23 protein-coding genes, 1 tRNA gene and 3 pseudogenes are annotated in these 22,367 nt (G+C 59.2%); 11 read left to right on the top strand and 16 right to left on the bottom strand.

Going from position 1 to position 22,367, the window contains the following annotated elements; genetic code table 11:
- Positions 1-6 precede the first annotated feature (6 nt).
- A complete protein-coding gene (gene exbB, locus ACMDCM_RS15445) occupies positions 7-1,053 on the bottom strand; it encodes a tonB-system energizer ExbB (RefSeq protein WP_412774370.1) in 1,047 nt (348 codons plus the stop codon).
- Positions 1,054-1,371: 318 nt separating this feature from the next.
- On the opposite strand from exbB, the gene ACMDCM_RS15440 reads away from it, so the two are divergent.
- Both ACMDCM_RS15440 and ACMDCM_RS15435 read left to right on the top strand, forming a co-directional pair.
- Positions 1,372-3,510 carry a TonB-dependent receptor gene (locus ACMDCM_RS15440; protein ID WP_412774369.1) on the top strand — a complete coding sequence of 713 codons (2,139 nt, stop codon included), beginning with the start codon at positions 1,372-1,374 and terminating at the stop codon, positions 3,508-3,510.
- Positions 3,511-3,605: 95 nt separating this feature from the next.
- A complete protein-coding gene (locus ACMDCM_RS15435; protein ID WP_412774368.1) occupies positions 3,606-4,367 on the top strand; it encodes a substrate-binding domain-containing protein in 762 nt (253 codons plus the stop codon).
- Positions 4,368-4,463: 96 nt separating this feature from the next.
- On the opposite strand, the gene ACMDCM_RS15430 is transcribed toward ACMDCM_RS15435, so the two are convergent.
- From ACMDCM_RS15430 to ACMDCM_RS15420, 3 genes are all read right to left on the bottom strand, one after another.
- Positions 4,464-4,688: a hypothetical protein gene (locus ACMDCM_RS15430; RefSeq protein WP_412774367.1), complete on the bottom strand. Its 225-nt coding sequence runs from the start codon at positions 4,686-4,688 to the stop codon at positions 4,464-4,466.
- 79 nt (positions 4,689-4,767) lie between these two features.
- A complete protein-coding gene (locus ACMDCM_RS15425; protein ID WP_412774366.1) occupies positions 4,768-5,004 on the bottom strand; it encodes a hypothetical protein in 237 nt (78 codons plus the stop codon).
- Between the two features lie 50 nt (positions 5,005-5,054).
- Positions 5,055-5,360, bottom strand: a complete 306-nt coding sequence (locus ACMDCM_RS15420; RefSeq protein ID WP_412774365.1) for a hypothetical protein — start codon at positions 5,358-5,360, stop codon at positions 5,055-5,057.
- Between the two features lie 88 nt (positions 5,361-5,448).
- Between ACMDCM_RS15420 and ACMDCM_RS15415 the strand changes: the two genes are divergently transcribed.
- Complete coding sequence (locus ACMDCM_RS15415) at positions 5,449-5,697, top strand: helix-turn-helix domain-containing protein (RefSeq protein WP_412774364.1); 249 nt, start codon at positions 5,449-5,451, stop codon at positions 5,695-5,697.
- A gap of 41 nt (positions 5,698-5,738) precedes the next feature.
- Here the strand turns inward: ACMDCM_RS15415 and ACMDCM_RS15410 are convergent, their stop codons facing one another.
- The 3 genes from ACMDCM_RS15410 to ACMDCM_RS15400 form a co-directional block, all read right to left on the bottom strand.
- A complete protein-coding gene (locus ACMDCM_RS15410) occupies positions 5,739-5,984 on the bottom strand; it encodes a restriction endonuclease (protein WP_412774363.1) in 246 nt (81 codons plus the stop codon).
- Positions 5,985-5,994: 10 nt separating this feature from the next.
- Positions 5,995-6,327, bottom strand: a complete 333-nt coding sequence (locus ACMDCM_RS15405) for an Arm DNA-binding domain-containing protein (protein WP_412774362.1) — start codon at positions 6,325-6,327, stop codon at positions 5,995-5,997.
- A gap of 237 nt (positions 6,328-6,564) precedes the next feature.
- On the bottom strand, positions 6,565-6,720 hold the full coding sequence (locus tag ACMDCM_RS15400; protein ID WP_412774361.1) for a hypothetical protein: 156 nt from the start codon (positions 6,718-6,720) through the stop codon (positions 6,565-6,567).
- Between the two features lie 95 nt (positions 6,721-6,815).
- On the opposite strand from ACMDCM_RS15400, the gene ACMDCM_RS15395 reads away from it, so the two are divergent.
- The gene (locus ACMDCM_RS15395) at positions 6,816-7,550 is read left to right on the top strand and encodes a hypothetical protein (RefSeq protein WP_412774360.1); all 735 of its coding nucleotides are present in this window, start codon (positions 6,816-6,818) and stop codon (positions 7,548-7,550) included.
- Between the two features lie 576 nt (positions 7,551-8,126).
- Here ACMDCM_RS15395 and ACMDCM_RS15390 read toward each other — a convergent pair.
- Positions 8,127-8,996 carry a helix-turn-helix domain-containing protein gene (locus tag ACMDCM_RS15390; protein WP_412774359.1) on the bottom strand — a complete coding sequence of 290 codons (870 nt, stop codon included), beginning with the start codon at positions 8,994-8,996 and terminating at the stop codon, positions 8,127-8,129.
- Positions 8,997-9,130: 134 nt separating this feature from the next.
- On the bottom strand, positions 9,131-9,358 hold the full coding sequence (locus tag ACMDCM_RS15385; RefSeq protein ID WP_412774358.1) for a hypothetical protein: 228 nt from the start codon (positions 9,356-9,358) through the stop codon (positions 9,131-9,133).
- Between the two features lie 878 nt (positions 9,359-10,236).
- Here ACMDCM_RS15385 and ACMDCM_RS15380 point away from each other — a divergent pair.
- Complete coding sequence (locus ACMDCM_RS15380) at positions 10,237-10,446, top strand: hypothetical protein (RefSeq protein WP_412774357.1); 210 nt, start codon at positions 10,237-10,239, stop codon at positions 10,444-10,446.
- On the opposite strand, the gene ACMDCM_RS15375 is transcribed toward ACMDCM_RS15380, so the two are convergent.
- The 3 genes and pseudogenes from ACMDCM_RS15375 to istA all read right to left on the bottom strand — a co-directional run.
- The gene (locus ACMDCM_RS15375) at positions 10,443-11,210 is read right to left on the bottom strand and encodes a tyrosine-type recombinase/integrase (protein WP_412774356.1); all 768 of its coding nucleotides are present in this window, start codon (positions 11,208-11,210) and stop codon (positions 10,443-10,445) included. The genes ACMDCM_RS15380 and ACMDCM_RS15375 overlap by 4 nt on opposite strands.
- 31 nt (positions 11,211-11,241) lie before the next feature.
- A pseudogene (locus tag ACMDCM_RS15370) lies at positions 11,242-11,751 on the bottom strand (ATP-binding protein); the annotation flags it as partial.
- Positions 11,752-11,759: 8 nt separating this feature from the next.
- Positions 11,760-13,251, bottom strand: a pseudogene (gene istA / locus ACMDCM_RS15365) (IS21 family transposase); the annotation flags it as partial.
- A gap of 100 nt (positions 13,252-13,351) precedes the next feature.
- On the opposite strand from istA, the gene ACMDCM_RS15360 reads away from it, so the two are divergent.
- From ACMDCM_RS15360 to ACMDCM_RS15345, 4 genes and pseudogenes are all read left to right on the top strand, one after another.
- Positions 13,352-13,669 carry a TadE/TadG family type IV pilus assembly protein gene (locus ACMDCM_RS15360; protein WP_412774355.1) on the top strand — a complete coding sequence of 106 codons (318 nt, stop codon included), beginning with the start codon at positions 13,352-13,354 and terminating at the stop codon, positions 13,667-13,669.
- Positions 13,670-13,964: 295 nt separating this feature from the next.
- Positions 13,965-14,134: pseudogene (locus ACMDCM_RS15355) on the top strand (NUDIX domain-containing protein); the annotation flags it as partial.
- Between the two features lie 515 nt (positions 14,135-14,649).
- Positions 14,650-14,895 carry a DUF1294 domain-containing protein gene (locus tag ACMDCM_RS15350; RefSeq protein WP_412774354.1) on the top strand — a complete coding sequence of 82 codons (246 nt, stop codon included), beginning with the start codon at positions 14,650-14,652 and terminating at the stop codon, positions 14,893-14,895.
- A 291-nt stretch (positions 14,896-15,186) separates the two neighbouring features.
- Complete coding sequence (locus ACMDCM_RS15345) at positions 15,187-16,128, top strand: IS630 family transposase (RefSeq protein ID WP_412774353.1); 942 nt, start codon at positions 15,187-15,189, stop codon at positions 16,126-16,128.
- Between the two features lie 321 nt (positions 16,129-16,449).
- Here ACMDCM_RS15345 and ACMDCM_RS15340 read toward each other — a convergent pair.
- A tRNA-Ser gene (locus ACMDCM_RS15340) sits at positions 16,450-16,539 on the bottom strand.
- 894 nt (positions 16,540-17,433) lie between these two features.
- Here ACMDCM_RS15340 and ACMDCM_RS15335 point away from each other — a divergent pair.
- Both ACMDCM_RS15335 and ACMDCM_RS15330 read left to right on the top strand, forming a co-directional pair.
- Positions 17,434-17,634 (top strand): twin transmembrane helix small protein, encoded by a 201-nt coding sequence (locus ACMDCM_RS15335; protein WP_412774352.1) that lies wholly within the window; start codon positions 17,434-17,436, stop codon positions 17,632-17,634.
- A gap of 236 nt (positions 17,635-17,870) precedes the next feature.
- Positions 17,871-18,086, top strand: a complete 216-nt coding sequence (locus ACMDCM_RS15330; protein WP_412774351.1) for a hypothetical protein — start codon at positions 17,871-17,873, stop codon at positions 18,084-18,086.
- 71 nt (positions 18,087-18,157) lie between these two features.
- Here ACMDCM_RS15330 and ACMDCM_RS15325 read toward each other — a convergent pair whose 3' ends face one another.
- The 3 genes from ACMDCM_RS15325 to otsB all read right to left on the bottom strand — a co-directional run bounded on the left by ACMDCM_RS15325 (position 18,158) and on the right by otsB (position 22,366).
- On the bottom strand, positions 18,158-19,630 hold the full coding sequence (locus tag ACMDCM_RS15325) for a trehalose-6-phosphate synthase (protein WP_412774350.1): 1,473 nt from the start codon (positions 19,628-19,630) through the stop codon (positions 18,158-18,160).
- Between the two features lie 184 nt (positions 19,631-19,814).
- The gene (locus ACMDCM_RS15320) at positions 19,815-21,608 is read right to left on the bottom strand and encodes a glycoside hydrolase family 15 protein (protein ID WP_412774349.1); all 1,794 of its coding nucleotides are present in this window, start codon (positions 21,606-21,608) and stop codon (positions 19,815-19,817) included.
- Positions 21,605-22,366 carry a trehalose-phosphatase gene (otsB, locus tag ACMDCM_RS15315; RefSeq protein WP_412774776.1) on the bottom strand — a complete coding sequence of 254 codons (762 nt, stop codon included), beginning with the start codon at positions 22,364-22,366 and terminating at the stop codon, positions 21,605-21,607. The genes ACMDCM_RS15320 and otsB overlap by 4 nt, the downstream gene beginning before the upstream one ends.
- Between the last annotated feature and the right edge of the window lies 1 nt (position 22,367).

Raw genomic sequence — 22,367 nt, 5'->3', positions numbered from 1 at the left:
GGCACATCACTCGGCGGCGGGGCAATCGCGCGACGGCGACATCACCGACAAGACCAGTCCGCGCTCCAGCCGTTCCAGATCGCGCGAGATGAGCTGAAGGATCACGCCGGAAGCATCCGACAGCAACGCCCGATAGGTGGCGAGCGTGCGGGCAAACAAGTTGTAGATGACGACCGCCGGAATGGCGGCCACAAGACCGAGAGCGGTGGCGAGCAGCGCCTCGGCGATGCCCGGCGCCACCACCGCGAGATTGGTGGTATGCGACTGCGAGATACCGATGAAGGCGTCCATGATTCCCCACACCGTGCCGAACAGGCCGACGAAGGGCGAAGTGGCGCCGATCGTGGCCAGGAGTCCGGTGCCACGCGACATGTCGCGGAAGGCCTTGGCCTCGATGCGCGACAGCGCGATGGCAAGGCGCTCCTTGATGCCTTCGGCTGAAAGATCCTTCGACTGCCGGAGTTCGCTCTCCGCGGCTTCGATCATGTCCGCCGCTCTGTTCTTGCCGGCCCAGACGTTCGCAATCTCGGCGCGCGCCGCTTCCAGGTTGTGAGCGCGAGTGAGCTTGCGCATGCAGGCATTCGCCCGCCGCCGCGACGCCGCCAGTTCAACGCCTTTGGCGAGCCATATCGTCCAGGTCACAAAGGAAGCAAACGCCAGCCCGATCATCACCGACTTCACGATGATGTCGGCATTCAGAAACATCCCCCATGGCGACAAATCCTGCGGTAGGACAAAAGCCGGCGCCACACCTCGAGCAGGCCGCGCATCCGCGGCAGTCGGCTCGGACGACAATGCGGGCGGAGATCCCTGCGTGGCGGCATCAGGCGCAGGTGGCGCAGGCCTCTCTCCGGATGCCGGCGCGGCGGTCGCCGCCGCATCCGGCGCAGGTGAAGTTGCTGACGATATCGGCGATGATGGCGTTGAAGATAATGGCGAGGCAGTGGTCGCCGGCAACGTTTGCTGCTGCGCGTCTGCCTGCACCGCAGCCGCAAGAACGGCGAGCACGACGACAAACCCCAGACGTGCCGCCCCTGTTGCAAATCTCGTCATCTTCTCCCATTCCTCGTTCCTACTGACTTGACAGCGCTACCACCGGGTCCAGCCGCGCGACGCGAACCACCGGCGCGAAGCCAAACAGCGTCCCCATCACCACTCCGGTCGGCGCGCTTCCGCAGCTTCATCAGATTAAGTCAGGCAGTTTTCGTTTGAACGCCAAGTTCACGTGTGACCTGCATTGCGACGTTCGAGTAATCAGCAATATCCGTCGATCTCCATCACAGAACTCGGACGCTGTGTCATTTTTACCCTATGCAGCATTATCGTTATATGCATACGTATATATCAATGTGTACAATAAAGGAAGGCCAGATGCCGTCCGATCGTCGCCACAAGCGTTACCGCTTTCGCAGAATTCCTCCATTGTCGATCCTGGTAGCGTTGTGTGGAAGTGCGTCGGCTCAAGAGATGCTTCCGACGATCGATGTCCGGAGCGACGCGTCGCAGGCGGCCGACGTGACCCCTGATTATAAGGTCAACCGCGTAGAACTCGGGCCCCTGGGCAAGAAGTCCCTGCTTGACACGCCGTTCTCGGTCAACACGATTTCAGAAGGTTTCGCCGAGAATCAGCAGATCCAAAGCGTGCGTGAAGCGTTCCGCTTCATTCCTTCGGTTCAGGGCGAGAACGTCCGCCCGCAGACGCGCGGCGTTCAAGCGAGCGTCGTGCAAAACACGCGCATCGATGGCTTGAATATTGCCGCAACAACTGAATATCCGATCGAAGAATTTCAACGCATTGACGTGTTGAACGGGATCGCCGGCGCGTTGTTTGGCCCGGCTCAACCGGGTGGAACCTTCAACTACGTCATGAAGCGCCCGACCGCCGATCCATTGCAGCGTTTAACGGCGGGCTATCTTTCCACGGGCCAATGGCTCGCGCACGCCGATCTCGGCGGCTTCGCCGACCCGGAACATCGCTTCGGCTATCGATTGAACCTTCTCGATCAGGATGGCGCAAGCTACGTCGACAACAGCCGGCTGCAGCGCCAACTCGCCAGTTTCGGCGGCGATATTCACTTCAGTCCCGACACGGTTCTCGAGACGAATGCGAGCATCTATCATTACAAAACAGAGGGATTGCCCGGAACGTTCGCCGTTGCAAAGGGCGTCCTCTTTCCAGCGGCGGTCGACCCGACAAAGGTTGGTTACGGCCAGCCATGGGGAGGCGATGACAATACGACAACATTCCTGAGTGGTCGCATCAAGCATGATTTTAACGAGAATTGGAGCTTCTCTGCCGGAGTCTCGCGCAATACCAGCGATCGCGCCTCTACCGTTCCGACAAATACGATCACGAACAACGCCGGAAATTACGTAACGACCGCAGCGACAACGACCTATAGTCTCGACACGGTCAATAGCAATCAAGCCGCCCTGAACGGCCGTTTCGAGACAGGTTCGCTCAAGCACGATCTGGTTCTCGCCACAAACGGTTTTGTGTGGGATCGCTACACGCCGTTCAAGACGGGCGCCATCAGGGCCGGAAGCGCCAGTCTCGACAATCCGTTGGTCTACCCCGAGCCGAATTTCCCGGATTTCAAAAACCGCTACAGATCCGTGAACACCTTCCAGCAGTCGCTTACCTTGGGTGACACTGTCGCTTTCAACGATCAATGGTCAGTGATGGGCGCGATCAGCGACAGTTGGATCGACACCCACAATTACAACTCGGTTGGCAGCCTCACGAGCGCGTCCAGTGCTACTGGATGGAGCCCGCTCGGCAGCATCATGTTCAAGCCACGTAAGGACATAACAACCTATTACACCTATGCGGACAGCTTGCAGCAAGGCGACAGCGCGCCGGCCGGCACGGCCAATCAGGGCCAAGTCCTGGCCCCCTATCGAAGCAATCAAAATGAACTTGGCGTCAAATTCGATTTCGGGCGCTTCAATCTGAATGCCGCGCTCTACAGAATCGAACGGCCCTACGCTTACACCGGAACGGACAACATTTTTTCCGTGAAAGGGACACAGATCAATCGCGGAATTGAGCTGATGGGGTCAGGCGCCATCAACGATGAATGGACGGTGTTCAGCGGGATGACGTTCATTGACCCTCGGCTCTACAACACGGGCTCGCCTCAAACCGACGGCAAACGCATTCTGGGCTTGTCTCAATTCGTCACGAATTTTTTGGTCGAATATCATGTGCCCACTGTTCAGGGACTGACGTTCAGCGGGAATGTCACCTACGCGACGAACCGGCCCACCAACTATGCGAACACATCGTATGTTTCCGGTTATACCGTGTTCGATCTTGGCATGCGCTACGCGCAGCTCGTCGCCAACAAGCGGGTCACGTTCAGGTTCGACGTTTTCAATATCGGGGATCTTCATTATTGGGCCAACGTGACGCCGGCCGCTCAGAATGGATATAATGCGACAGGTTCGGCGACCGGTACTTTGGGCGCGCCGCGGACTTTCCGCGCATCGTTGCAGGTTGAACTGTGAAGACCCGCATCATAGCAGCCACATGCGCAAGCATTCTCGCTCTGGCGGCGATCGTCGTCACACGCTGCGCTGAAGCGCAGGAACAGGCGGCGCCGTTGCGGGTTTACGCGGCCGGCAGCACGCGCGGAGTCCTCGCTGCGATTGCAGACGATTACACCAAGGCGACGGGCCAGAGATTCGCATTCACATTCGGCCCGGCAGGTCTGCTCTCGGACAGAATCAGGAAGGAAGGCGGCGCGGACATTTATGTTTCCGCCAATATGGCGCATCCGCGGCGACTTTTCGTCGAAGGGCTTGGCACGCGCCCTGTCATCTTCGCCAGGAATCGACTTTGCGTGACGGGCCGTGCGGATCTCGGCCTTACCCAAGCAACTCTGCTCGACAAATTGCTTGAGCCATCCACAAAGATCGGAACGTCCACGCCCGGTGCCGATCCGGGGGGCGACTACGCCTGGCAATTCTTCGATCGAGCGGAGACGGTTCGCGCCGGGGCCAAGGAAGCGCTCGTCAAAAACGCGCGTCAGTTGGTTGGCGGACCGACCAGCTCTAAATTGCCTGCGGGCGAAACGGCGACGCATTATTTTTTCACACGGCACGAAGCCGACGTCTTCATCGGCTACTGCAGCTCGCATACAAAGATCGGCGCCGAAACTGAAAAGCCGTCGGATTTGCCGATCACGCGGGTCGAAGTGCCTCAAGCGCTTGCCGTTCCCATTGACTATGGCCTGACGATACTGACGACAATCAAGGAAGCGGATCACAAGGAAGCCGCCTATCGTTTCGCGCTTTACCTGATGTCGCCCGAGGCGCAACGGCGCCTCCCGGAATATGGCTTCTTGGCTGGCGGCGGGCTTTAGCCGGAGTTCGAGACGAATAGCGATAATCTCTGTCCGCTCATGCCTCTCTTCTCGTCTGCAGTACGCAGAGGCACGCCTGCGGCTTACTGAAGCTCCTCAGCCAGTCAATTTTCCAAGACGGTCGGCGAGAACTTTCAGCGGCGCCATTGCGGTGTTGAAATCCGGTCTTTCGCCATAGACCATGTCGCGCTGAAATTCGGCATAGCCATCAACGAACGCTTTATCTTTTGGTATCCCTTCGATGGCGCGAAGCGTCTCGCGGAGAGGATCCTTTTGCCAGGCCGGGAATCTGTCACCGCGCGCCTGCGCATCGGACGTCATGACCTCATGCGCCAGCGCAGCGGTTTCGGCGGCACCGTACTGGTCGCGCGTCCTGTGGAGATCGACCATCGAAAGCTGATCACGTTAACCCGATTCCCGGCAGCGACCATTGAAGCGAACTATCGTCATTTGGGACGGCATTTCGCGCGATCGCAGCGGCATCACTGTTGGCGAGGCTTGAGCCCGCCGTCAGTTTTAGGCTTCGATGCACGGCATGCATAGCAGCGTGAAAAGCATCGCCGTCAAGGTCAATCGTATCGCATGTTTTGAAGAGAACGCGCCCCATCGTCGGAACGACAAGGAGAACACCTAACATTGAGGCATTCGCCCGTTAGCACGTCATGGACGTATCGAAGCAAAGTATAGCTATAGACCACCTTGTCGCCGGTTCGGCCATACTTTGGCTTCATAGCGCCGTGCAAGCTCATGGCGGACACGACGCCATTTCCTTTGTTCGAAGGTTTCGGAATAGCGCCACGCTCGATCCTCTTCGATGAAGGCCATTTCTTCGGCGCGTGACCCGTGCAGGGCAACAAGCTTGTCGGCCAGTTGCTGGATCGTTTCAGCCGGAATCAGGCGCGGCCGTATGTCCAGTTCCCAAATATGCCAGACCGGCGTTCCCCACATCGGAAGCGTAGCCAATGCAACGACGAATGCGCTCCCGAAGATCATCGCAGCCGATCCAATTGATTATCTGATTTTAAGATAATCCAGATTTCAGATTATTTGAAAACCCCGCATCGGCAGCGGCGGGGCACAATTGGGCAAAACGCTTGGATCGGCACGCCATAAGGCGCTGATAGACCTTCTCATTCAAAAGAGAGAAGCGGCGGGCCTCACGCAAGCCGACCTTGCCGAGCGGCTGGGCGAGTATCAGTCCTTCGTGGCAAGGCTCGAAAGCGGCCAGCGGCGGATTGATGTTGTTGAATTTATAGAGCTTGCGGAAATTCTAGGCTTTGACGCGCCTGCCTTGGTGCGCGCGGTGCAACAAGAGCGCAGAGAAAATTAGTCGCGGACAAGCGATATGAACGCACTTCGATGGTCCGGCGACTACGGCAATTCCGCCGCTGATGTAACTACGCTGTAGTTGACACCCAATGTATCTATGAAATGTTTCTCGCCGCATTTGATCTTTCGAGCTTCATCCAGACGCAGCTTATTCAAATCAGTCGATCCCTTCGTTTCACGTACCAGATAAAGCCAGTCTTGGCCCTCGCCCATATCCATGACGATCGCCCAATCCGGGTTGTAGCTGCCGATCGGCGTCGGAACTGAAAACCAGTCAGGAAGCTTCACTCAGGAAGCTTCACATAGAGCTTGACGCGGGCAACCACCGGTTCTTGTCGACGGCGCTGTCGGTGCGGCCGTCGCGCGTCAACTTCGCGAGGTACTCGTTGGCGACGACGTCGAACGTGACAGCGGCTGCGGTCTTCCGAGCCGCCTTCTCGGCGCGCCGCGGTTCGGCCGGATCGACGCCTTCGCTCAACAGTCGCTTCGCGTCGTCGCGCTGCAGGCGCGCCTCAACGATGCCGACGGCGGGATATTCGCCGAGCGACAGTTTTCGTTGCTTGCCGTCGAATCTGTAGGCCACGCACCACAGCCTTCGTTCCGTTCGGCTTGATCCAAAGCTGAAGGCCACCGCCGTCCGACACCTTCACGATGCCGTTCAACGCGGATTTCGTCAGCGCCACCGCAGCACCCCGAGGCCAACAGCATCCGCCGGGGCCAACACTGAGGCCAACGATGTTGGCCTTTTAGGTGGATTTCGGTGGACGTCTGTAGACTACGATGCAGCCGAAAGCGATGCGATTTCAATTGGTTTTGACTGTTGTGGACTAGGTAATGGTGCCCAGTGGCGGCATCGAACCTTCGCCTATCAAATTGAAAACACGTCATTTTTCCAAAGCGGCTTCCTCAGTATACCCGCCAGTGTACCCAGCGCTTTTGCATGGCTGATGGCTGCGAAAATGCCAATAAGTCTTGGCCAAATCCCTTTGTGCTTCGACATGCTGGACTGGAAAATCGAAATCATGACCCGTTCGTCAAGTGCTTCCCTTAGCTTGGAGTAAAACTTCCGGCAAAAAGGGGATTCGGGGATAGCGATTTCCCATCACACGAGGATCGGTCATGGACAACGATCGTCTGTACACCGTCATCTCGAAGCTATCTGATTACGTCAAAAGCCCCTCCCTTCGGCTTATCCGGGATCACCACAGTCTACAAAAGCTAGCCCAGGAGATTGTCCGAGCCGTAGATCGCGCGGGCTCCATTTGGTCCAAATGGGAAGGTGTGCGAGAGGATATTATAAAGGCAGCAGCACCTTGCTGGATTCCCACGGAAGACCTGAGAACTTTTCTGAACAATCTCCCCGGCCCCCATCTGACGCATACTGACGTAGCTCAACGACTCCGGGCTATCTGGGAGGAGCCCTACACCTCCTATCCCAACGACGAGCTAAAGGAGGGCTGCCTCGCGCTTTACGAGATGGAAAAGATGCAGGGCATCGATATGCCCGCCATCATCGGCGCTTTGCAAGAATACATCGAGGCCGAAGAAAGCCGCTTAGCGATGGAGCGGGAGCAATCTTGTCGCCGAGCAAGAGAGCAAGAACGCATCCAAGCGCAGCAAAGATTTCTCTCAGGTGCAGATTGTGGCTGGACGCCTGTAGAGGGCCGCAAAGACCTTTACTGTCGACGCAACGGCCGAGCATTTCGTATTTGTCTGGACAAAGATAAACGCTGGAATCTTTTTCGCGTTGCGACCTTGGAAGATGTGGGGACGCAAATCGGCAGCTATCAGGGCCGCCGTGATGCCAATAAGGCATTAGAGCAAATTGCCTACCAGCCTGAGCCACGTTGGTAAGAGGAACGTTTCAAACTCTTGGCACTCTCTACGGACATAGCGTGTGAAAATACAAAACTTCAGACCCTCCATCCGCTGTTGTGCGTGCTCTGATGAGGCTCAAATGAAATTTGGGATCGACTGCTGTGCGTAGCCACCATGACCCGCAAAATGACGAGCGATGCCGTATGTGTCGGCGCAGATCCACAGCTGGACGGATATGTCCTGCCGTCTAGCTTCGCCTTTGCCATTACGATCATTACAGGATCAAGATCGAGTGCATGGGCCTCGCGCCGACGAGTTTTGCTCGTGGCGTGTAGGCACTGGCCTCGACCGCTGGGGCCAATGTGGTCGCTCGGGCATCATGTCCGAGCGACGTCCATATTCAGAGCTTGGTCTCCGAAGGCAAAGGTCACACGTTCGAATCGTGTCGGGTGCGCCAAATTCTTCCAAATCTGCGCGATTTAAGAACGCCGAACACCGCCGATTGCCGCCCGAAAAATGGCCTGCGGTGAAGAAGCGTAGAAACGGCGGCAATCGGCGGTGAGAAAGTTCGAATCGCGCCTGGTCGGATTGGCGCATTCGGGAGCGTCGGGGTCAGCGAGCGACAACGCCGGCGTCGCGAACGTGCATCTCCACGCGTAAGCCGGCGGTAGCGGCCATATTAACCAAGGCGTCGAGGCCGAAAAGGTCGACCTTGCCACGGGTGAGGTCGGAGATCCGCGGCTGGGTCACGCCAAAGACCTTGGCCGCTTGAGACTGGCTTAGATGCGCACGGGAAATATGCTCCTTGAGCGCCCTCATGAGCACTGCGCGCAACTTTGCACTCTCGCTCTGCTCCGGGCTCGCCTCTGCTGGTGCTGACTGCTCCAGATCGTTCACCGGGCCTGCTGACGATTCACTATTCGCACCAATGTCCAGCGAGAATTGCTCGTGGGCAACGCTAGCGATCTTCGCGGTGAGGCCGATCTTCTCTTCCGCTTTTGCGCGAGCATTTTCCGACATGAAGTCGACAAGGCGCTCCAAGTCGTCCTTGTCCGATACGGTTACAAAATCCTTGTTCTTGTTCACGAAGACCACGGACTTCTTCTTTTCTCGAAGAAGCTCGATGACGTTGCTGAGCGTGCCGGTGCTTTTGCAATCCCAGACCATGAGGCCATAGTCGCTGTGGCGCGCCATCGCCAGGTCTTTGGCAGTAAAATAGGCGCGCGTGCCCGCCTTCGCCTTCGAGACGACCCTGTGGACCGGCCATTCTGCGACATTGTTCCGGGGCGAGTCCCCGGTGCAATACACGGTCACCTTTCCGGCCTGGTACCGCTGGAGGCATTCCTGAATTGAGGTATCGGCGCCATCGGCGTCTCCGACCACGACGTTGAAGTCTGAAGACACGATCTTGTTGATCCTATCCGCCACCTTCTCATGCAGGCGGCTGATGGAGATTGATCCGGCAATGAAGACAGTGGTCATGGCATTACTTCCATGTGATCGAAGCGGCGTAGACGTGGTTGATTTTCTTGTACGTGCGCAGCGTTTTGCAGACGGCGTCCATCGTGGCGCCCGTGTCAAAGAGATCGTCAAGGACAAGCGCGTTCCAACACCCTTCATTGGTGATGGACGGGTTGATGCTGAACCGTCCCTCCAATGCGGCGTCCTTCGCCTTGCGGGGCCGTGCCGCCGCCGAACACCAGACGAAACTCACCCGGATCGACGGCGGTAATGGCGGCGAGCGCTTTGACGACGTGCCAGTCCTTCTCGACCAAGCCAGGGCTTGGGAGCCCGAAGAACTCCTGGACCTCAAGCAGTTCTTGGGCCGTGGGCCTAACGCTCAAGGACCAACTCCGAATTTCCATAACGGAGTTGGCGTGAGAAGCGCCCTTTCACCCGCACGACGGGATTCACCGGGACCTGCGTCGAGCGACCTTCAGTATAGGCGCGCTCGGCCCTGGTCGGCTCCCATGCGACACCGAGCGACTCCGGAGAATCCCTCGTGGCTGCTGAGCATCGGTCTGCCGCTCAAGCGGGACCGCATTGCGCGCCCGTAGACACCATAGCCAAGCCGCACCAACCGGCCATCTTTGACAAGCGATCGGAGGGCGCGCAGCACCTGATCCTCACCGCCGAGCCGTTTGAACTCGCGCGTCAGGAACACGTCATCGCTCTGCTTTCGGGCGATTTGCCGTTCTATTTTCTCCCGCATTGTCAGCTTCCGGGGCATGGGGTGGCATTCCTTACAAAAACCCGACACTCTATATAGGACAAAACCCGACACCATTCAATTATTTTCCAAGTAAAATCAATATATTATTATATTTCAGTAAGTTGAGGATTTGCACCATTCATGGCCGGCCAGGTTATACGTCGCCGGTGTAGGATCGCAGTCCTGCTCAATTTGGCCCCACGACCATCGAAAGCCGATCATGTTACTCACCGCTGCTCGTGCGTTCGGAACAGGCCGGAAAGACGCTTCGGAACAGGCCGGAAAGACGCTTCTGCTTTCGATTTGGTTCGGCGCGTCCTGCAAAGAGACCATCGGCAGCGTGTCCGCCTATCCGATTTTTACTCTCCTCTACGCAGGAGTTGGCGACCGCATCGAAGGACCTTTTCGTCGGCATCGTTGGCAACGTAAGAGTCAATCGCACTCCAACAACACCTCCACAGTTGATCTCGATACGACCGTGGCGGAGACTATCAAAGCGCCTGTATGGACATGGCTGACATTCATGACAACAGACGGCGGCTCGTCGAGTTCAAGGACGGCTGCCGCTATGGCAGGTTCGGCAAAACCAAGGCTTATGAACTGATCGCGCGGGAGCGGATCAAGGCCTACAAGATGGGCGGCAAGACCCTCATCGACCTCGACAGCATCGACGAATATCACGCCTCGCTGCCGCGGGTTGAATCGCGGGCGGCACTTTAAGCCGATTTGCGCAGCGGCACGACGACGCTTTCTCGCAGGCGGTCGAGGCGATCGGCCCAATGCTGCATCAGACGCACGCGCTCGCGCCAATAGGCGGCGCGATTATAGATGCCGCGAATCTTGTTCTTGTCGCCCTTGGCAAGCTGGCGCCGGACAACCTCGTCGCGGCGGCGGCGCTTCTTTTCATCCGTTTCATGGGCAAGCTGAGCCTCGACGATATCGCCATCAAACTCGCCTTCTTCGTTGAGCAAGGTCGAGGCCGTGGAACGGAAGCCGTGCGCGCAATGATCGCCGCCCGGACGGGTGTCGTAGCCCATGATGCGCAGCGCCTTGTTGATCGTATTGTCGGACATCGGCACTTCGTCGTCGTGGGAGAATAGGTAACGACCACGGCCGGTCAGAGGTCGCAACTCGGCAAGGATCGCAAGCGCCTGGCACGACAGCGGCACTTCGTGGTGATCGCGCATCTTCATCTTTTCGGCAGGGATCGCCCAAACGCGGTTCTTTTCGTCGAACTCGGTCCATTCGGCGAGCCGCAGCTCGCCAGGCCGCACCATAGTCAAGGCGATCATTTTGAGCGCGTAGCGCACCAGCCCGCCGTTCTTGGCGTCGTAGACTTCGATCCGGCGCATCAGGTCGCCAACGTCGTCGGGGTCGGTCAGCGCCGGGCGGGGATTGGCCTTGGGCGCTCTGGTGAGCGCGTGGGTCAGATCGCGCGTCGGATCGATGGTGCAATACGAAGCGCCGATGCCAAACTGGAACACGCGCGAGGCGGTCGAGCGCAGGCGGGCGACGGTATCCGAGCTCGTCCAGCACGATGAAGTCCATCCGGGTCAGATGTTCGGCAAGCCGGCCCTGACGTCCATTACGGGTCTCGCTCTCGAGGCGATTGACGAGGTCGACCACGTTGTAGAAGCGGCCACGGGCACCGGATCGGATGCAACTTCTGGCGATGGCGATGGCCAGGTGAGTCTTACCTGTGCCAGTGCCACCAACCAGCACGACGTTGCGCTGCTGGGCAATGAAACCGCCGGCGGCGAGATCATTGACGAGCGTCTGATTGATCGGCGTGCCTTCGAACTGGAAGTCATCGAGATCCTTGGCCAATGGCAGCTTGGCGATGGTGAGCTGGTACCTGATCGACCGCGCCTGCTTCTCGTTGATCTCGGCGCTGAGCAGGTCGCCGACGATGCGCTGGGGTTCGTGCTGGCGCTTGACGGCTGTCGCCATGATCTCGTCGAAGGCGGCCTTCATGCCGTAAAGCTTGAGTTCGCCCATGAGGTCGAAGATTTGAGTTCGTTCCATCAAATGATCCTCCGGAGGTTGTCGTAGCGGGCACAATCGGCGATCGGCGCATGGCGGAGCGTCAGTGCCGCTGGCGTCATGATGTTGGCCGGCGGGGCGGGCTCACGCTGGCGAGCCAGGATGTTGAGAACGACGTCAGCGGAATGGACGCCATGACCAAGCGCTTCGGCACAGGCCGCTTCGACCGCCGGCAGACCATCGGTCAGCACCGCGTTGAGGATGTCGACCATCTGCCGATTGCCGTCGTCGGTGCTGGCGAGCCTGCGTCGGATCCGCTCGATCGCGGCCGGCAGCACCCCAATCCTTGAAGGGTGCGCCGTTACGTAAGGCCCCAGGTTTGCGCGCGAGCACCGGCACGTAATGCCAGGGATCGTAGGTCGTCTCGCCGTGGCCGAATGATCGCGGATGCTCGGCAACGATGCGCCCGTCCTGACGGATCACGATGCGGTCGGCATAAGCCTGGACCTCGACCGGACGTCCGACGGCGCTGGCTGTAACCGAGTATTTGTTGTTGTCGAAGCGCACCAGGCAGGTCTTGGAGACCGACGCCGACACAGCACGGAATCCGTCGAACCGACCGGCATAGCGAACGAGCCTGGGGCGTTCGGCTTCGAACACGTTCCAGATCGTCTGATCGGCCAGTTCTGGATGTCGATGCGCTTTGGCATGGGCGATGCCTTTGTCGAGCAGCCAGGCGTTTAGTTCGTCCAGCTTTTTGAACCGCAGCCGTGGCGTGAAGAACCGTTCCCGGACCAGTCCGACCTGGTTCTCGACCTGTCCCTTCTCCCAGCCCGACGCCGGCGTGCAGGCGACCGGGTCGACCAGATAGTGGCTGCACATCTGCAGGAAGCGGCGATTGTAGCGGCGATCCTCGCCGACGAAGATCGTCTCCACCGCCGTCTTCATGTTGTCGTAGATGCCGCGGCTGCAGGTGCCCTTGAACAGCGCGAAGGCCCGGTCATGGGCATCGAACACCATCTCCTGCGTCTCGCGCGGATAGGCCAGCACGAACAGCATGCGGCTATGGCACAGCCGGACGTGGGCGACCTTCACGAGCACCGTCACGCCATTGAGGAAAACGATCTCGTGGCTCCAGTCGAACTGGTAAGCTTCGCCCGGCGCGAAGCTCAACGGAACATAGGCCGTCGCGGTCGATTGTCCGCGCTCCTTGCTCCACCGCCTGGCGTAACGCCGCACGGCATCGTATCCGCCGTCATAGCCGTGGCCGCGCAACTCTTCGAAGATCCGGATCAGCGTCAATTGCTCGCGAGCGGATTTGGCCGCGTTCGCCGCCAGCAGGTCATCAAGCTCCGGCGCCCAACGCCCGAGTTTGGGGCGCGGCTGGATCGAACGCTCATACTCGAACGAGGTCTCTCCCGACCTCAGCACCTTCCGGACCGTGTTCCGCGACACCTTCAGGTCACGGGCAATCTCCTTGATCGTCTTGCCCTTGATGAAGTGCTCGCGCCGTATCCGCGCAATCGTCTCCACGATCAGCATCCCCGACCACCTGCTTCATGACAAAGCAGGCAGCGCAACAGCCAACCTGTAGGGGGTCAATTTTGGACGCCGATCCCCCGGCTTACGGGGTCAATTTTGCATGCCGAATGACAGCTTTTACCAACTCATGATCCGGAGGCTTCATCGCGTGCGGAATTTTTGGGTCGATGATCGGGCCGTGGCCGCGGTGGAATTCGCCATCTTGGTGCCGTTCATGCTGCTGCTCTATGTGGGCGGCGTTGAACTCGCGAACGGGCTAGCGATCAGCGTCAAGGTCAGCGAGACCGCCCACACGGTCGCGGACCTGGTATCACGAAACGCATGCGTCACCGACTCAGCGTTGAGCATTATGCTTGGCGCGTCGTCGGCGACGATCGCACCCTATTCCGCCGCGAACGCGACGGTAACGGTATCGTAAGTATCTACAGACGCCAATGGCAAGGCGATCGTGACGTGGAGCAAGGCGCTCAACGGATCCCCGCGGCCAGTCAATCAGCCGGTAACTTTGCCATCGGCTCTCGGCACTCCCTCGCCGGCCAACGCATCGTTGATACTCGGTGAGGTCACGTACCAATACACGCCCAACCTTGGTTATACGATTAGCGGAACGGTCCCGATCGGCGAGAGCTATTACCTGTTTCCACGCGTGTCCTCCGTCGTGCAGTATCCGTGCAGCTGACATATTGCCAGCCGAGGCGATAGAATCGCAGCCGATTGCGTCTAATGAAAGCCACCTAACTGACATCAAACTGACACTCGTCGTTGCCTGCGCGCTGGTCGATGCCAACAAACGTATCCTCAGCGACCGGAAGGCAAAACGCTCGCGGGGCTGTGGGAAATTACTGGCGGCAAGGTCGAGCCGGGCGAGCCGCCGGAGACCACCGCCGGGGCAAGCGTTCCGTCAGGCTGCATCAGCGATCGCGTAAGATACTTGAAACGCGCACGCGCATCGCGAACGAGCGCCGACGCGATATCGCCCTGATTGCAGGTGCCGGTGTTGAACCGAAAGTGACATACAATCGGACGCATATTGCAGTCGGGCTTCATGCTACATGTTTGCGAACTTTTTTCCGCGAAAGATCGCTACCCATTGTCCTGTACGATTCAAGGTCGGGTCTGAGAAACAGCCTGCATTCATGACGAAATTAGAAGAGGCGGGACTCGGGGCGGAGAATAAGGCCAAGCTTCAATTCAAATGTTTCTCAAGCCACAACAGGTCAAAGAACAGCAGGCGCTTCTTAGCGAGATTCTTCGAGCGGCCGAGAATTGGTCGCACCTGTAATAACTCTCACGTAAGGAGCGGCTACGTCAGCATCCGGCGCCATTAGGATAGTTGACGAGCCTTTCCGGCATATCTATCCCGAAATGGATATCATAATCAGATGTCGATGAGATAAAATGGAAAAACGCTGGATTGCGGTTTTGCTTATTGCCGTTCTGTTGATCATTCTGAATCTCACGGAATTTGTTCTCTTCTATTATGATAAGCATGCAGCTCAAGATCGGCTGTGGCGCATTTCCGAAGGAACCCTGTTGATCATTGCCTTGATCGGAGGTTCGGCTGGAGCAATAGTTGGTCAGCAAGTGATGCAGCACAAAACGCGGAAAGAACCTTTTTCCCACCGTTCAGCACCGCTATCGTAGCCGCTTCAAGGCTGGCCTTTCGCTTCATTCGGACCGTCAAACCAAACGGTGCCCTTGCTGGATGACCAATTAAGGCCCGATCGGTCCTTGAGGACCATTCGCCAACAATTGTTGGGCTTCTAGATGATCTGGCGAAGAGCGTATTTCAAGCCCACGGGCATCTCGAAGCAGGGAGATCGTCATCGTACACGCTCCTCTCCTGCTTCGGTGCCGATCGACAGCATAGCGGCTGCTGGCCGGTGCAGGGGCGTCCACATCATCACCATGCTTGCTGGGTGGAGGCCGCATCCGATGGGGCGAGCCTATTCTCTTGATCTGCGCGAACGTGTCGTTGCCGCTGTGGCGGCTGGAGAAAGCTGTCGATCGGTGGCAGCCACCTTCAAGGTCAGCGTTGCCAGCGTGGTGAAGTGGTCACAGCGGTTTCGCGAGACCGGAAGCGCGGCGGCGCGGCAGATGGGCGGCAATCGTCCCTACGTGCTGTCTTCCGAACGCGCCTGGCTGCTCAAGCGGCTTTCCGAACAACCGGACGTGACGTTGCGCGCGCTGCTTGCGGAACTGGCCGGGCGTGGAATCACGGTCAGCTATTACGCGGTGTGGCACTTCTTCGAGCACGAAGGCATCAGCTTCAAAAAAAGCCTGCACGCCAGCGAGCAGGATCGTCCCGACGTCGCGCGGCGGCGGGCGCAATGGCAAAAGTATCAAGGACGGCTTGATGCTTCCCGACTGGTCTTCATTGACGAGACCTGGGCCAAGACTAACATGACGCGAACCCATGGCCGCGCACGCCGTGGCGAGCGACTGGTCGCCAAGGTGCCCCATGGCCGCTGGCGGACACTGACCTTTCTGGCTGCGCTACGCCACGACCGTATCGACGCTCCCTGCGTAATCGATGGTCCGATCAACGGCGAGAGCTTCCTGGCTTACGTCGAGCAGGTGCTGGTTCCGACCCTCAAGCCTGGAGACATCGTCATCATTGACAATCTCGGCAGCCACAAAGGCAAAGCCGTGCGCCGTGCCATTCGCTCGGGGGGCGCCAAACTGTTCTTCCTGCCGCCCTACAGTCCCGACCTCAATCCAATCGAGCAGGTCTTCGCCAAGCTCAAGACCCTGCTCCGAAAGGCCGCCGAGCGAACCGTCGAAGCCACATGGATGCGCATCGGCGCCTTGCTGGACCGCTTCACCCCGCAGGAATGCGCCAACTACATTACCAATGCCGGATACGCTTCAACATGAAACAATCATGCTTTAGTGCCACTCTCCCGGAATTCCAGCCGCAGCTATCGTTTCCTTTAGTTCATCAATGGACCCATGAAATGTTGCCATCGTCACCCCAATCAAAGGCTGCCCAGCCAACGATTCTGCTCGCATAGTGCGATTCGCTGGGGCCTAGAATTTTTATGGAATTGGACGAATGCCCTTTCAGCCGATTTGAGCCGAATCGTTAAAACAATGATATTTTAACGATGATCGGCCGCTGATGCTGGATCTTGCTGGGGGTAGATCCGGGGGTCGGATGCACAAAATCCGTAAATATTATCGTATATCAATGCGATATGGCGGAGAGAGTGGGATTCGAACCCACGGTACGGTTTCCCGCACACACGCTTTCCAAGCGTGCGCCTTAAGCCACTCGGCCATCTCTCCGGGCGCTTTCTCATGACGGGACGTGCCGCTTTTTGCAAGAGAGCCGCGTCCTGAGGCCGGGATTTTCCATAAATACATGAAAAATACAAAATGCCATGTCTTTCGCGGCATGAACGCGTGCGATGGAATAGCAGATGATCCGCATCGCCTCAGTCGTTTGCCGCAAGCCGACGCCTTCGCCCGCAATGTGGCAGCAGGCGTCCGCTATCGATTCAGACGACCACGAATGGCGGGATCACGCTCATGATTTGCCTGCTCCCGCAACTCGGCGTTCCGACAAAAATCCTGCCGGAAGCGGCCCGGCCCAAACAACGGCACACACACTCTCGTGAAAGCATCCCGGTGGCGGTTTCGGATATGGTCAGAAGGCCGGGCATACCCGGCGCTGGACTGCCGGTCTGATGTCCCACATCCTCCGCGGATCGGCAGTGCATTCTCGGTGGGGACGGGAGGCTTGATGAACGAGCGACAAGCTCTGATCTCGATCAAAAGATTGATAAAAGCGGCCAACGACCTTGATGATATCGAAGCTGTCCGGGACCAGTTCCAGACGATGCTCCTGATCGCGAACCATGCGCTTCGTCCTGTCCAGCGCAGGCCGGCGAAGAAATAGAAGGAAAACCGAGGCGATGTTTATGAGATTCCAGCAGCGGTCAACAACATCCTCTTGTGCAAGACCGTGCAAGGGATGCCGAGACCGCCGCTCGGAGGCGTATCCAGTGAAACGCCCCAATCAGTTAACGCTCCAGATCAGCATTAAGCCATGCGGATGGCGCTCGTGAGACCCCCGCCGGAGCGGGGTTCTCCAGGCTGGCCGTGGCCCGGCAACGCGCGGTTGGCCGGAACCACTCCCGTCTCACGCTGTTACTTCCCGCGGGCAGGAGACCAATCGGCATGACCCTATTCCTGAGCAAAATCCTGATTCCAGTCGCGCTGGCCGCAGTCGTCGTCGTATTGCTGATGGGTCTGATCAACATGATGCGCGGCGGCAGCCCCAACCGTTCGCAGAACCTGATGCGAATGCGCATCGTCATGCAGTTCATTGCGATTGTCATCACCATGACGACGATCTGGATAATGGGGGGACAGCAATAGGTCGCCGCGGCCTGCCGAAAACGCCACGCCGTCTCGTGCACGACCTGACCCGGACATTCCTTAACCAACCCAGACATCCCTTGGCCGGCCGGACTGCGTCCCGGCGGCGGAACGACGGCTTCTTTCCGCTGCCGGCAGCCAACCATATGGCCCGATCCAAATAATTTTAGCTGTCAGTGAAAATTGATCTCAGCACTTTTTAGCTATTGTTCCGGCGTTGGCTGGAGATTGCTACAATGCCTGCGCTGCTCGAAGACCACGGACTGCCCCTCGTTCAATTGAAGGAGCGCCGTCGCGACTTGATAGTCGCGCTGATGGGACAACACGGCCCGCTGTCGAAACAACAAATCTCGGAAATCGCCTCCATCCAAAGTGCGATCGTCGCCTTTGAGGCGGTCCTCGACGACCTGGACGCTGAAGCGGAAGTCGCGTTACGAAACTGCGCGGCATAGGGCTCACCCCGCACCTCCCGACGCCATGCGCGTCGGCAACCGCCGCTCAATCGAAGGATTCGGAGAAGGCTCTAATGAATGCCCGCGCCGCTCCGCGAGCCGACCACGTGCAGCGGCCACGGCTTCGGCGATCCGACAGCAAGACGATCGCTTGCCGATTCCTTGTTTGTGGCATGCGCATCCTGGAGCGCATCCGAGAAATCCGCAAACCACTGCTGGATGGTGCCGGCGCGCAGCTTCCGCATCATGGCTTCCCAGCGCATCCGGCGTTCTGTCAGCGGCATCGAAAAGGCGGTGGCGATAGCGCGCGCCATGCCGTCGATTTCGTGCGGGTTCACAAGCAGCGCCGTTTGCAATTCATTGGCCGCGCCAGCGAATTTCGACAATACCAGCACGCCCGGATCTTCCGGGTTCTGCGCGGCAACATATTCCTTGGCGACGAGATTCATTCCGTCGTGCAGTGGCGTCACCACGCCCACCCGCGCCGTGCGGTAAAGACCTGAAAGCACGGTCTGGCTGAATCCCCGATTGAGATAGCGGATCGGCATCCAGTCGGTTTCGCCGTGACGGCCGTTGACGTCGCTGACGAGTTTCGCAAGTTCGCTCTGCAGGTTGCCGTATGCCGCGATGGTGCCGCGGGAGGGAGTGGCGATCTGCAGCAGCGAGACGGCGCGCTTCAGCGCGGGCTGCGAGGTCAGCATGCGGTCGAATGCATTGATCCGGTTGACCAGCCCCTTCGAATAATCCAGCCGGTCGACGCCGATCGCCAGTCGTTCTCCGTTCAGGCTGCGTCGCAACCGCGAGACGTCGGGATGGGTGATGGCCCTGGCGGCCTGCACCGCGAATTTCTCCACATCGATTCCGATCGGAAAAACGCCGCATCGCGACTTGCCGTAACGCGAGGTCACGACACCCTCCTCGACCTTGAGGCCGAGTTCGGACTGAAGATAGTCGAGGAAATTGTCGCAGTCGTCGTCGGTCTGGAATCCGATCAGGTCGTAAGCCAGCATCGCCTCGACCAGTTCGCAATGGTGCGGAACGGCGCCGATGATGGCGCGGGCGGGCCAGGGCGTATGAAGGAAAAAGCCGATCGGATTCCGGACACCGAGATCGCGCAGTTCGGCTCCCAGCGACAGAAAATGATAATCCTGAATCCAGAACGCGGTGTCCGGCTTGCGGAAACGCATCAGGGCCCGCGCCATGAAGGCGTTGACCTCGCGGTACGACTGATAATCGTCCAGCGACGCGCGAATGAGATCGGATCGGGAATGAAGCGCCGGCCATAGCGCCGAGTTGGCGAAACCTTCGTAATATCCGCCGTAATGCGCCGCCGGCAGATCGAGCAAAGCCAGCGCTCCGGCGCCCAGGGCTTCCACTTCTGCAAATGATTCCTTGTGCGAACCGTCGCGCACACGACCGCTGGAACCCACCCAGATCGCGCCTGATTTTTCAACAACCGGCAACAACGCCGCCGCAAGGCCGCCTGTCAGGGGCTCGTTGGCCCGCGCTCGCGCTACCCGATTCGAAACCACAACGAGGTTCACAGGGTCCCTCCTGATTATTACGCCCTTCAGATAAACGCTCGTTCATCAATATGGTTCCTCGCCTCCTTCCAACCAAATTGACGCCAAATTCGGGCAAGATGGAACGATACTCAAAGTTCCCGTCTCGAAGAAATAACTTCGTTGTCACAACGTCGTTTACGAAGCGTGTCTGTCTGTCATTCAATCAACTGCGCCAGTAGCGATCTTCCCAGTTCCGCGACAGCTTCATGCCGGTCAGGATCAATCCCGCCATGGAATAGGTCTGCGGAAAATTCCCGAACAGCGCGCCCGTTTTCGGATCGATGTCTTCCGAAAGAAGCCCGAAACGATTGCGATGCGCGAGCGCGTCGACAAAAGCCTCCCGCGCTTCCTCGCGCCGCCCCAGCGCCCACCAGGCGTCGATCAGCCAGAACCGGCAGATCAGGAACGCAGTCACCGGAACGCCGAAGTCATCCTCCGCGGCGTAACGCATCACATGCTTCTCACGCAGCAACTCGCGCTCCATCGCGGCGACGGTTTTCACGAATCGCGGATCATCGACCTCGCAAACGCCCAGTTCGGGCAGCAGAAGCACGCTCGCGTCGAGGTCGTCGGAGCCGAACGCGGAAGTAAAGGCCTCGCGCTTCGGATTCCAGGCGCGATCCATCAGTTCGGCATGCAACGGGTCGGCCACCGCATTCCAGTGCGTCGCGCGCTCCGGCAGGCCAAGCCGTTCCGCAATCGCCGCCAGCCGATTGACCCCGGCCCAGCACATCGCCGCGGAATGGGTATGGACGCGCTGGCGGCCGCGATACTCCCAGATGCCGGCATCGCCGGTCATCGCGACCCTGGCCGCCTTGTGGCCGAGCGATTCGAGCAGGGCGAACAGACTTTCGTCGCCGGGGCGCGGCAGCCGGCGGTCGAAGAACAGCGGCAACGCCGCCAGAATGGCGCTGCCGTAGGTGTCGTGCTGTATCTGGTCGACCGCGGCATTGCCGACACGCACCGGCCCGTCGCCCCGATAGCCCTGAAGATCGGCGGCGACCCACTCGACCAGCGGCAGGTTCGGGACCACGCTGTAGACCGGCTTCAGATCCTCGTCGGCATTCGATGCGATCGACAGCGTGAAGCCGATGAAATCCTCCATCGTCCGCGTCGCGCCGACGCGATTGAGCGCCTTCACGACGAAATAGGCATCGCGCAACCAGCAATAGCGATAGTCCCAGGTGCGGCCCGAACCGGGCGCTTCGGGGATCGACGTGGTGTGCGCGGCGATGATGCCGCCGGTCTCCTCGAAGTTCGACAGCTTGAGCGTGACGGCCGCACGGATGATGGCTTCCTGCCATTCATAGGAGATGTAGAGGCGCCGCACCCAGCCCAGCCAATAGGTTTTTGTCTCCTCGGCAAAACGCTGGGCGGTCGACGCCAGATCGCCGGGAAAGGCTTCGTCGTTGCCGAACACCAGATGCATCGGCCGCGTCAGAACGAACGGCGTTTCGTTTTCGATCAGCGCCAGCGGCGCATCCGTCGTCACGCGGATCGCCGTATCGTCGTCTTCGAAGTAGCGGATGTGATTGCTGCCCATCGAACGCCGCTTGAGCGGCTTGCCGTAGGCGTGCGTCGGCCGGATGCGAATCGTGATGCGGGGCAGGCCCGCGACGGGCTCGATGATGCGAAACAACTGCGGCGGCCGAAAGATGCGGCCATACTGCCGGAAACGCGGCGCGAAGTCGGTGACACGCACCGCATTGCCGCGGCTGTCGGTCAGGACCGTCGATACGACCGCGGTGTTGCGGACATAATCCGACTGGTAATCGACCATGCCGTCCAGCACGACATCGCTGAAACCCTTTTCTTCATTGCCCGCGAGCAGGCGCGAAAACACCGGGTCGGAATCGAAGCGCGGGAAACACCACCACACCAGCCGCGCGGTCGGATCGACAAGCGCGGCCGTGCGGCAATTGCCGATGACGGCGAGGTCCAGGCCATGATCCGTCATTCCGCGGCGGCCTGTTCATCGTCGAGGAGGCGGCTCAGCCAGGCCCTGACCTCGCGGGGAGCGGGAAAGTGGCCATCGACACCCTTGGCGCGCCGGCCCACCGAAAACGACAGGCCCTTCAGATCCGGCATGATCGCGAACACCGTTTCATCGGTCACGTCGTCGCCGATGAAGACCGGGCGCCGCCCCTTGAACGGCTCATGCGACATCAATTCGGTCACGCCGGTCGCCTTGGTGAATCCGGAAGGCTTGATCTCGCATACGAACTTGCCGGGCAACACTTCGATCGGCGCGTTCGGCAGGTCGGCGCGAACCGCCGAAACCGCGTCATAGATCGCCTGCTCTGCATCCGGGGCCTTCCTGAAATGCAGCGCCAGCGAATAACCCTTGTTCTCGACCAGGATGCCGGCGTGCAGTTCGGCAATGGCCGCGAAACGCCGGATCAAATCCACGCTCATTGGCGGCGCGCGTGAAGCCACGGCCTCGCTTTCGACCGAAATCCGCATCTCCGCGCCGTGGCCGCCGACGGCCGGGAACAGCATCGGCGCGAAAATCCGGTCGATGTCGCCGAGCGGGCGCCCGCTGACCAGCGCCAGCGCGCCATCCGTCCGCGACAGCAGCCGTGACAGCGATGTTGCGAGCCCCGGGGGCACGCGCACCTCGCTCGGCGACGGGGCGAGATCGAGCAGCGTGCCGTCGATATCGAGCAACAGCGCGGACGCGCCGAGCGGAGGCATAAGAGGTTCGTTGTCGGCCATG

This window comes from Nitrobacter sp. (assembly GCF_047149785.1).
GTDB lineage: Bacteria > Pseudomonadota > Alphaproteobacteria > Rhizobiales > Xanthobacteraceae > Nitrobacter.
The sequence above is the reverse complement of the archived record's forward strand: the minus strand, read 5'-3'. Positions and strand labels throughout refer to the sequence as shown.